Raw genomic sequence first — 10,604 nt, forward strand, 5'->3', positions numbered from 1 at the left:
TCTCCCACAGGGTTTGCGTACGCCTCAATTCTGTAGGAGCGAACTTGTTCGCGAGGCGGTGTGCCTGACACACCGCGTTGGATGCCTCGCCAACGAGTTGGCTCCTACAGGGAGATTGTGGTTGCCTTACCAGGTTGGCTCGAAATCGGTTTTCGGCACGTCCATTTCCGCGCCGAGCCATTTCTTCTGCAGCGCGGCTAATCGCCCGTCGTCATGCATCTTCAGAATCGCAGCATCCAGCGCGGCGATCAGGCTGTCGGCTTCGGCATCCTTGCGTCCCAGATAGGCGAAGTACGACTTCTTGCCGAACGGCGGCTGCACCACTTTGTACAGATTGCTACGTTCAGCCGCGACGTAGGAAATGTTCGGCAGCGAATTCGCCACCGCGACAATGCGCTTGGCGGCAAGGTCGGCGTAAGCCTGGTTGTTGTCCACGTATTCACGAATCGTGACCTTCTGCGGCAAGGTCTCGGCGAACTTCTTCAGCTCTTCCAGTTGCGCCGAACCTTTACCCGCGCCCACGGTTTTGCCGGCGATGTCTTCAGGCTTGGTGATGCTGTCGTCCTTGGCGCCGACCATCAGCGCAACGGTGGCCTCGGCAATCGGATAAACGAAGTGGTACCGCTCTTTACGCGCCTTGGTGACGATGATCGGCCCGGCCACCACGTCGAACTTCTTGGCTTCCAGGCCTGGCAACACGCTCGGCCACGGCAGATCGAGGAACTTGATCTTGACCCCTAGCTCCTTGCCCAACTGTTCGAACAGTTCGGCGTTCAGGCCTTTCTGTTTGCCAGCTTCGGTGAAGTCGAACGGGGCGAATTGCAGCTCGGTGCCCACCACTAGCTCGCCGGCTTTTTTGACATCGGCCAGTTGGTCGGCGTGTGCCATCAGCGGCAGCAACGCCAATGCAGCGCTGAAACTCAGACCTTTGAACGTCTTGCTGAACAGAGAATCGACTTGCATGGGTTCGCTCCTAAGTAAGTGCGGCTTCGTCAAATGCAGTGGGGGTCGTTGTTCTACGTGGCTTTCGGGTGTGCGGTGTGTACTTGGATCAGTGCAGTTAGCGTGCCATACCGGTATATACAACCCGGCCGAAATCAGCCGAGGACTTTCCCCGGGTTCAGAATGCCGTTGGGGTCAAAACACATCTTCAGTTGGCGCATGGTTGCCAGCGCTTCGTCGCTCACCGAGTGGTGCAGAAACTCGCGCTTGAGCAGGCCGATGCCGTGTTCGGCGGACACCGCGCCGTCCAGTTCGCCGACAGCGGCATACACCAGTTCCTCGATCTCGAGAATCGGCGCCGGTTGCGGCAACGAGTTGCAGTCCACGGTCAGGTGCAGATTGCTGTCTCCGATGTGGCCGAAATACACGCTGCGGTTACCCGGCCAACGCTGTTCCAGGCGCTCGCGGCAGAGTTGAGCGAAATCGCCGATCTGGCCGATAGGCAGGCTGATGTCGAAGTTGAGCGGTGCCAGGCGAGTTGGAAATTCGCCGGTGGCTTCGCGGATTTTCCACAGACTGCGGGCCTGAGCGTGTGAGCTGGAGAGGATCGCGTCCACTACCTCGCCGGCGTCCACGGCATCACTGAGCGTCTGCTCCAGCACCTCACGGTTGGCGGAAGACTCCAACAGCACGTACAGCGGATGCTGATCGGACATCGGCGGGACCGGGTTTTCCAGCCAGGAAACGCCCATCCGAAAGAAGTCCTGCCACATCAATTCGTAAGCCTGGGGCGTGCCGGCTTCTCGTTGAATCCTGCGTAGCAATCCCACCGCACTGGCATAGTCGGGCAGGGCGCAGAGCAGCGTGGTGGTTTCCCCCGGTTGCGGCGCGAGCTTCAAAACAGCGCGGGTAATCACTCCTAGCGTGCCTTCGCTGCCAATGAAGCACTGTTTTAGGTCATAGCCGCAGTTGTTCTTGATCATCTTGTTCATCAGATTCAACACGCGTCCGTCCGCCAGCACCACTTCCAGGCCGAGCACCAGCTCGCGGGTCATGCCGTAACGAATCACCGCGTTGCCCCCGGCATTTGTGGCGATGTTGCCGCCGATCTGGCACGAGCCTCGCGCGCCAAGATCCAATGGGAACAAATAGCCAGCGTCAGCGACCGCCTGTTGAATGTCTTGCAGGGTGGTGCCAGACCGTACAGTGATCGTGGCAGCGGCGATGTCGATTTCCTCTATCCCCTTCAGGCGATCCAGCGACAGCGCGAAATCGGATGTCGTTGGGACGGCGCCGCCCGCCAGTCCGGTCATACCGCCTTGGGGCACGATGGGTTGTCTGGCGGCGTTGCAGATGCGCAGTGCGTCGGACACTTCCTGAGTGCTGCGCGGCAGGATTAACGCCGCCGGGCATGCGGGGGCGTGACGGGTCCAGTCGCTGTAATGGCGTTCACTGATGGCCTCGCCGGTCAGGACCTGCGCGTCGCCCAAGGCGTCGCGCAGTTGCGAAAGGGTGTGTTGGACATCGCTCATCGGTTCAGCTCACCGTGAAAAAAGAGGAAGAAGAAGTCGGCGCTGTAGCGCACAGCTGGTTCAGGTCCGGCTGTCCCAGCAAGGTCAGCGCCAGGCGCAGTTCGTTGGCGAGTAAGTCCAGGGCGTGGCCGACGCCGGGCTGTCCGCCAGCGGCGACCCCGTACAACGTTGCCCGACCCAGCAGCACGGCATCGGCGCCGAGCGCGCAGGCCTTGAGAATGTCGGTGCCCCGGCGAATGCCGCTGTCCAGCAGGATCGTCAGTTTGCCTTTGGCGACGGCGGCGATGGCGGGAAGGCAATCAAGGGTGGCGGGTACACCGTCCAGCTGCCGCCCTCCATGATTGGTCACGACAATGCCATCGAGCCCGAGCGCCACCGCCTTTTCGGCATCGCGTGGGTGCAGCACGCCCTTGAGCAGGAGCTGATTCGGCCAACGATCTCGAAGCCGGGCGAGGTAGTCCCAGTCGAGGATTTTCTCCATCTGCGCGCCGATGAAGTGCGCGGCGCCAGCGGCATTGCGCTGGTCGGGCGGCAAGTAGCTGTCCAGGTTGGCCATGCTCGGCATGCCGTGGGGCCAAAGCGCCTGGCGGATCCAGCGCGGATGGCGCAGCACGTCCAGCTTGTTGCGCAGGCTGAGCTGGCGCGGGCGTGCGAAATTTCGTTTGTCCCATTCGCGATTGCCCAGAAGCACGGCATCGCTGGTGACCAGCAGGGTTTTGCAGCCCACCGCCTGGGCCCGCTGTAGCAAGTCGTCCTGAATCTTCGGTTCGCTCATGCAGTACAGCTGAAACCACAGATTGACCCCCGGCACCGCGGCAACAATCTGCTCCAGCGAGTTGGTCGAAACGGTGCTGAGGGTGAATGGCAGGCCACGCTCGGTGGCGGCGCGGGCCAGGTGAATATCGGCGTCGCGGTAGAGCATGCCGTTGTAGCCAGTAGGGCCGATCGCTATCGGCAGCGGCAATTCACGGCCGAGCAAGGTGCGCCGGGTTTCGGTGGCGTGGCAGGGCACCAGTGTTTGCGGCAGCAGGCTGATGTCGGCGAAGGCCTGGCGATTGCGCGCCAGGGTCAGCTCTTCTTCGGCGCCGCCTTCGAGGTATTCCCAGGCGAAGTGGGGCAAACGCCGACGCGCCATTTGCGCCAGTTCGGCAATGCTGTGGGCGCGACGAAAATCCGGGCCTGAATGGTAACGACGCATGAAGATCCTTGATCCGGCTGTATATACAGCTGACGCAAGATGCAGGCCATTTCAGATCAGGGCGCGGGAGGTCGGGTTTGAGAGGTTGTTGTAGGACCCAGGCTTATTCGGTGTCGGAAACTGTCACCGAAAGTTGCACCGATTGCGCTCCGGTGCACACTGATGGGGCGCGGAGAAACCGGATGTTCCAACCCGCGATGATCCCCGTGGGAGCGGACCTGTCCGCGGAGAGCCAGTACAGCCGCCATAAATTCTGTGCCGCCGACATCGCATTCGCGGACAGGTCCGCTCCCACGTGGGCCGGTGCTCATCCCGAATATTTCAGGCGTGGCAGCGGACCGCGATGAAGCAAGAAACGCGGCACAGTAAATGCTTCACCTGTCTATACCGCGCCACCCCGATTTCACTCTCCCATCCCTGACAGGAGCCCCGCATGACTGTCACTGCCAACCTTCCCCTGATCGACATGGCCGGCGTGCGCGAGGGCGATCCGGCAAGCATTCGGCGTGTCGGGAACGCGATTCGTCAGGCCTGCAGCGAGGTGGGTTTTTTCTACATCATCAACCACGGCGTGCCACAGCCAGTGATTGACCAAGCCATGGCCGCTGCGAAAACTTTCTTCGCCCATTCGCCTGAGGTGAAGCGCCAGGTCGCCGTCAACAAACGTCATCGCGGCTGGCACGCGTTGGGCGGGGCGCTGATGTATGAAGCGACCAAGCCGGATTTCAAAGAGTTCTTCAGCATGGGCCTTGAACTGCCCGAGGACGACCCCTGCGTTCTGGCCGGTGAAGCGTTGCGCGGCCCAAACCAGTGGCCGGCCTTCATGCCCGAATTACGCACCGCACTGGATGATTACTACGCCGCGATTGCTCACGCCGGGGCAGACTTGTTGAAGGCGGTTGCGGTGGGATTAGGGATCGATGAGGGTTTCTTCTCGCCGAAATACGGCAAGCCCCTACAGCGCACGCAGATGGTTTACTACCCGCCGCATCCGCCGATGGCCGAAACCGACCAGTTTGGCGTCGCGCCGCACACCGATTACGGCTGCATCACCTTGCTGTATCAGGACAACAGCGGCGGCTTGCAGGTGCGTGAGTTGGGCTCCAACAGCTGGATCGATGCAACGCCCATCGAGGGCAGTCTGGTGGTGAACGTGGGTGATCTGCTGGCGCGCTGGTCCAACGACCGTTTTCGCTCGACGTTGCACCGGGTGATCAACAAGTCCGGGCACGAGCGCTATTCCATCGCGACGTTTTACGACCCGACCTACAGCGCGGTGGTCGATCCGTGTGACCTGGGGATTGAAGCGAGTTCGAGCCTGTACCCACTGGTTGCGGCGGGGGATTACATCCTCAAGCGCATCGATGACTCGATGGCGTATCGGAAAAAGGCGCACTAAATCTCGGCTCTGTAGGAGCCAACTTGTTGGCGAGGCAGGCAACGCGGTGTTGCCTGCATGATCTCTCGCGAACAAGTTCGCTCCTGCAGATGGGCGTCAGATAACAGCGAGAATCGCCGTGGTCACCGCATCGATGTTGCCCTTGTTCAACGCCGCCACGCAGATCCGCCCGGTATCCAGGGCGTAGATTCCGAACTCGTTGCGCAGACGCTGGCTCTGTTCAACGGTCAGACCGGAGTAGGAAAACATCCCGCGCTGACGTGCGACGAAGCTGAAGTCCTGACCTTTGGCATTGCCTGCCAGACGCTGGGTCATTTCTTCACGCATCCCACGAATCCGCAGGCGCATTTCGCCCAGTTCTTCTTCCCACTGCTGACGCAGTTCCGGGCTGAGCAGCACAGCAGCGACGATGCTCGCGCCGTGTGTCGGCGGGTTGGAGTAGTTGGTGCGGATGACGCGTTTGACCTGGGACAGGACGCGCGCGGTTTCTTCTCTCGAATCAGTGACGATCGACAGCGCGCCGACCCGTTCGCCATACAGCGAGAACGATTTAGAGAACGAGCTAGACGCGAAGAAGGTCAAACCGGAATCGGCGAACAGCCGAACTGCTGCAGCGTCTTCATCAATGCCGTCGCCGAAGCCTTGATAGGCCATGTCTAGAAACGGCACGTGACCTTTGGCTTTCAGGACGTCGAGGACTTTTTTCCAGTCATCAAGCGTCAGGTCGACGCCGGTCGGGTTGTGGCAGCACGCGTGCAGCACAACGATGGAGCCCGACGGCAGGTTTTGCAGGTCTTCAAGCATGCCTGCGCGGTTGACGTCATGGGTGGCGGCGTCGTAGTAGCGATAGTTCTGAACCGGGAAACCAGCGGTTTCGAACAGCGCGCGGTGGTTTTCCCAGCTTGGGTCGCTGATGGCGACGACGGCGTTGGGCGACAGTTGCTTTAGGAAGTCAGCACCGATTTTCAGGGCGCCGGTGCCGCCAACTGCCTGCACCGTCAGGGCGCGACCGGATGCCAGCAAAGCCGAGTCAGCGCCAAACAGCAGGGTTTGCACGGCCTTGTCGTACGCGGCGATGCCATCAATGGGCAAGTAGCCGCGAGGAATGTGTTGAGCAACTCGAATGGCCTCGGCTTCGGCAACGGCACGCAGAAGCGGAATTTTCCCTTCTTCGTTGCTGTAAACGCCTACACCCAGGTTGACCTTGGTCGTACGGGTATCGGCGTTGAATGCTTCGTTGAGGCCCAGGATTGGATCGCGTGGTGCCATTTCGACAGCGGAGAAGAGGCTCATTTTTGCGGCAGCTCTGAATGGAAGTTGGAGGGGTGACATCGCTCCGGCCGTATGCACTAGAGCGGTGCGCAAACGGGGAGTCAGTATAGAGAGCATCGACGACGGGGGCGACAGCCCGGCGCTGGTTTTTTCAAGATATTTCCAGTTATTTCGACCATTAGTCACGTGGTGCCTGGCAATTTGATGCGGATGACTTGAAAGGCCACAGTGGCGACTCCACTTGTAGTCCCATCAACTCCTTTCATGTGCGTCTTTTCCCTGGCGGGATCAGTCGTCTGCGCTCATTTCGTTTCGTTTGCCGTTGTGCACGCCGTGCGAACCAAGAGGTTATTTATGTCCGAGTTCCAGCTCGTAACCCGTTTTGAGCCAGCCGGTGATCAGCCGGAGGCGATTCGTCAGATGGTCGAAGGGATTGAAGCCGGGTTGTCGCACCAGACGCTGTTGGGTGTAACCGGCTCGGGCAAGACGTTCAGCATCGCCAACGTCATCGCTCAGGTGCAGCGTCCGACGCTGGTGCTGGCGCCGAACAAGACCTTGGCGGCGCAGTTATACGGCGAGTTCAAGGCGTTCTTCCCCAACAACGCGGTCGAGTATTTCGTCTCCTACTACGATTACTACCAGCCAGAAGCCTACGTGCCGTCGTCCGACACCTTCATCGAGAAGGATGCGTCGATCAACGACCACATCGAGCAGATGCGGCTGTCGGCGACCAAAGCGTTACTGGAGCGCAAGGACGCGATCATCGTCACCACGGTTTCGTGCATTTACGGTCTGGGCAGCCCGGAAACCTACCTGCGCATGGTCTTGCACGTTGATCGCGGCGACAAGCTCGACCAGCGCGCGCTGCTGCGTCGGCTGGCGGACCTGCAATACACCCGCAACGACATGGATTTTGCCCGCGCGACCTTCCGCGTGAGAGGTGATGTGATCGATATCTTCCCGGCTGAATCTGACCTGGAAGCGATCCGCATCGAGCTGTTCGACGATGAAGTTGAGAGTATTTCGGCCTTCGATCCACTGACCGGCGAGGTCATCCGCAAGCTGCCGCGCTTCACGTTCTATCCGAAAAGCCACTACGTAACGCCTCGCGAAACGCTGCTCGACGCAATGGAAAACATAAAGGTCGAGCTGGCAGAGCGTCTGGAATACCTGCGCGGTGCCAACAAACTGGTGGAAGCGCAGCGCCTGGAACAGCGCACCCGTTTCGATCTGGAAATGATTCTGGAGCTGGGTTACTGCAACGGCATCGAAAACTACTCGCGCTATCTGTCCGGTCGACCTTCCGGTGCGCCGCCTCCGACTTTGTATGACTATTTGCCGGCGGATGCTTTGCTGGTGATCGACGAGTCCCACGTGAGCGTGCCCCAGGTCGGCGCCATGTATAAGGGCGACCGTTCGCGCAAAGAGACCTTGGTTGAATACGGTTTCCGTCTGCCCTCGGCGCTGGACAATCGGCCGATGCGGTTTGACGAATGGGAAAGCATCAGTCCGCAGACCATCTTTGTTTCGGCGACGCCGGGCAACTACGAGGCTGAACATGCGGGCCGGGTGATTGAGCAAGTCGTGCGGCCGACCGGTCTGGTCGATCCGCAGATCGAAGTGCGCCCTGCGCTTACCCAGGTTGACGATCTGCTGTCGGAGATATCCAAGCGTGTAGCCTTGGAAGAGCGGGTGCTGGTCACCACGCTGACCAAACGCATGTCCGAAGACTTGACCGATTACCTGGCCGACCACGGTGTGCGCGTGCGTTACCTGCACTCGGACATCGACACGGTAGAGCGCGTGGAAATCATCCGCGATCTGCGTCTGGGCACTTTTGACGTGCTAGTGGGCATCAACCTGCTGCGCGAAGGCCTCGACATGCCCGAAGTTTCGCTTGTGGCTATTCTCGATGCCGACAAAGAAGGCTTCCTGCGTTCCGAGCGCTCACTGATCCAGACCATCGGCCGCGCCGCCCGAAACCTCAACGGCCGCGCCATCTTGTACGCCGACCGCATCACCGGCTCCATGGAACGCGCCATCGGCGAAACGGACCGCCGTCGCGACAAACAGATCGCCTTCAACCTCGAACACGGCATCACCCCCAAAGGCGTGTTCAAGGATGTCGCCGACATCATGGAAGGCGCCACCGTCCCCGGTTCACGCAGCAAAAAACGCAAAGGCATGGCCAAAGCCGCCGAAGAAAGCGCCAAGTACGAAGCCGAATTGCGCTCACCGAGCGAGATCACCAAACGCATTCGCCAGTTGGAAGAGAAAATGTACCAGTTGGCTAGGGATCTTGAGTTTGAGGCGGCGGCGCAGATGAGGGATGAGATTGGGAAGTTGAGGGAGCGGTTGTTGGCGGTTTGAATTTTGGAGTGTTCCTGCGTGGTTGGGGCTGCGCAGGAGTTTTTTTTTCGCGTTGTATCAAGCACCGGAGAGGTACGTGCGGCACTCTTGGAATATCAAAACGTCAAAACTAAAGGACACATGCCAGTCTTCTCGACTAGATTCTAAAAAATAGCCATCATTTTTTATGCTGCAGACTAATGGGGCGAAGTCTATGCTACCCCAGTTTGAAATGGATATATCTCTAATTAAGCTTCCTAATAATGAAATTACTACTACATCATAGTCTCTACCGCTTTGTCCCCATTTAACTATTTCTTTGCCGGGCAACTGTTTGGTATGAAGATTCAAACTAAAGTTATTTCCTAGATTGAACCCTAGATGTCCTATCAAAATAGAATCGGCCAGTCCCTGCGGATAAAGACTCTTTAGAAATTGATTCGGGTGAATAGCATCTATGATATTGATTGTTTTTTCAGAAGTTGTAATGGCCATAAGTCCCTATTACCGATCCAGTATCAAGATTGTCAAATGGCCTCACGTTAAAGTGCGGTTCGGCCCCAAAATTTGGCGAAGCCTTTACATGACCCCAGCTGTGTTCCTGAATGACGATCGTTTTGCCACTCTCACTTCGATACCAGTAATTTCTGGTCATCACAGGCTTTGAATTCTTTATTATTTTCTTTTTATATTCATTTCTCAGTGCCGTTTCTAAAACTCTATAGGGATGCTGTGTAAGCGCAACTCCTGCGTCACGCTTGGCCTATCTGAAAGAGTCTCTACGGCTTCTTCCTTGGTAACAGGACTCCTTCCAGGAACACAACTTCAATCCCAAAGATCAATCCATCCCACCGGGTTAGGTGCATATTGGTACAGATTGATCCCGCCCGACAAGCCGATTGGATCGGGGTGGTGAAGCGGCCGATATCGGGGTCATAGTAGCGGAAGGTGTTGTAGTGCAGGCCGGTTTCGCGGTCCAGGTATTGGCCCTGGAAGCGCAGGTTTTGATGGAAGCCGTAGTCCAAGCCCTGGATTCCTCTGGTGCTTCGGCCGAAGGATTAAAGGTGCCCGCCCCCTTTTTTCTGTTTTCTATGCTAATCCACGCAACCTGTATTTTTTAGATCTACTTGATCAGTCCCCCGGTTTACGCCAAAGTTGCAAGTGCTGAAACGCTCGCTCTAGATCATCCATGTCATCTTCACCCAACCGGTCATCAAACCCATCAGAGATTATTGATCTGACTTTTGATAATCTATGGGTTATACCATTTTCATCAATAAATCTTGTAGTTTCTGCTGCATACGCAGCCGGGTCGATATCGGTAGGATCTTCGACGTTATCATAGTAATATCTCGCAATATTTTTTAATGAAATAAGAATATATTCGATCTCCGCTAATGCCTCACTTGCTAACTTTCCGGACAGCTCAATTTTTCTGTTGGCTTCAAGCATGCTATTTCCTCTTGATAAATTCTGGATTTTTTAGTTGCAGATCTCCAACGACGGTCATTTCTTCTACATGGTATCTGGGATTCATTTTCCATTTAATTCGGTCTTCCGCCACGTCAGTTTCAACATAGTTTCGCCCCTTGCCCTTATCAATTTCGTATCTGTTTTCCGCCTCTTTTTGTGCTAACGGTTTTTTATTCGCTGGTTCTAAGTAAACCCGGTTGTTATCTCTAGCAGTGATCACACCGCTATCCTTGATTCCCGCCAAACCCTTTGAGTTGGTGTAATGCCGCACCCGAACACAACTCCAACCCCAAGGATCAATCCATCCCACCGGGTTAGGCGCATATTGGTACAGATTGATCCCGCCCGACAAGCCGATCGGATCGGGGGTGGTGAAGCGGCCGATGTCGGGGTCGTAGTAGCGGAAGGTGTTGTAGTGCAGGCCGGTTTCGCGGTCCAG

Annotated in this window: 10 protein-coding genes and 1 pseudogene; 2 read left to right on the forward strand and 9 right to left on the reverse strand. The window is 57.5% G+C overall.

All coding sequences use genetic code 11. From position 1 onward, the window contains the following. Window positions 1–126: 126 nt before the first annotated feature. From ACWKWM_RS24930 to ACWKWM_RS24940, 3 genes are all read right to left on the reverse strand, one after another. A complete protein-coding gene (locus tag ACWKWM_RS24930; RefSeq protein WP_483848668.1) occupies window positions 127–963 on the reverse strand; it encodes a transporter substrate-binding domain-containing protein in 837 nt (278 codons plus the stop codon). 134 nt (window positions 964–1,097) lie between these two features. Next, window positions 1,098–2,474, reverse strand: a complete 1,377-nt coding sequence (locus ACWKWM_RS24935; protein ID WP_483848669.1) for an FAD-binding oxidoreductase — start codon at window positions 2,472–2,474, stop codon at window positions 1,098–1,100. 4 nt (window positions 2,475–2,478) lie between these two features. Next, complete coding sequence (locus tag ACWKWM_RS24940) at window positions 2,479–3,672, reverse strand: alpha-hydroxy acid oxidase (protein ID WP_483848670.1); 1,194 nt, start codon at window positions 3,670–3,672, stop codon at window positions 2,479–2,481. A 433-nt stretch (window positions 3,673–4,105) separates the two neighbouring features. Between ACWKWM_RS24940 and ACWKWM_RS24945 the strand changes: the two genes are divergently transcribed. Then, entirely contained in the window at window positions 4,106–5,071 is a 966-nt protein-coding gene (locus ACWKWM_RS24945) for an isopenicillin N synthase family dioxygenase (RefSeq protein ID WP_483848671.1), read from the forward strand. 96 nt (window positions 5,072–5,167) lie between these two features. Here ACWKWM_RS24945 and ACWKWM_RS24950 read toward each other — a convergent pair whose 3' ends face one another. Next, complete coding sequence (locus tag ACWKWM_RS24950) at window positions 5,168–6,364, reverse strand: amino acid aminotransferase (RefSeq protein WP_483848672.1); 1,197 nt, start codon at window positions 6,362–6,364, stop codon at window positions 5,168–5,170. Window positions 6,365–6,697: 333 nt separating this feature from the next. Between ACWKWM_RS24950 and uvrB the strand changes: the two genes are divergently transcribed. Then, a complete protein-coding gene (gene uvrB, locus ACWKWM_RS24955; protein ID WP_483848673.1) occupies window positions 6,698–8,713 on the forward strand; it encodes an excinuclease ABC subunit UvrB in 2,016 nt (671 codons plus the stop codon). Between the two features lie 57 nt (window positions 8,714–8,770). Here uvrB and ACWKWM_RS24960 read toward each other — a convergent pair whose 3' ends face one another. From ACWKWM_RS24960 to ACWKWM_RS24980, 5 genes and pseudogenes are all read right to left on the reverse strand, one after another. Further along, on the reverse strand, window positions 8,771–9,187 hold the full coding sequence (locus ACWKWM_RS24960; protein ID WP_483848674.1) for a hypothetical protein: 417 nt from the start codon (window positions 9,185–9,187) through the stop codon (window positions 8,771–8,773). Next, window positions 9,168–9,347, reverse strand: a complete 180-nt coding sequence (locus ACWKWM_RS24965) for an HNH/endonuclease VII fold putative polymorphic toxin (protein ID WP_483848675.1) — start codon at window positions 9,345–9,347, stop codon at window positions 9,168–9,170. The genes ACWKWM_RS24960 and ACWKWM_RS24965 overlap by 20 nt, the downstream gene beginning before the upstream one ends. A gap of 182 nt (window positions 9,348–9,529) precedes the next feature. Then, window positions 9,530–9,705, reverse strand: a pseudogene (locus ACWKWM_RS24970) (RHS repeat-associated core domain-containing protein); the annotation flags it as partial. A 118-nt stretch (window positions 9,706–9,823) separates the two neighbouring features. Beyond that, window positions 9,824–10,144 carry a hypothetical protein gene (locus tag ACWKWM_RS24975; RefSeq protein WP_483848676.1) on the reverse strand — a complete coding sequence of 107 codons (321 nt, stop codon included), beginning with the start codon at window positions 10,142–10,144 and terminating at the stop codon, window positions 9,824–9,826. Window position 10,145: 1 nt separating this feature from the next. After that, window positions 10,146–10,604 (reverse strand): RHS repeat-associated core domain-containing protein (locus ACWKWM_RS24980; protein WP_483848677.1); only part of this gene is annotated, 459 nt, incomplete at its 5' end.

Source organism: Pseudomonas rosaeacicularis, from assembly GCF_057128745.1.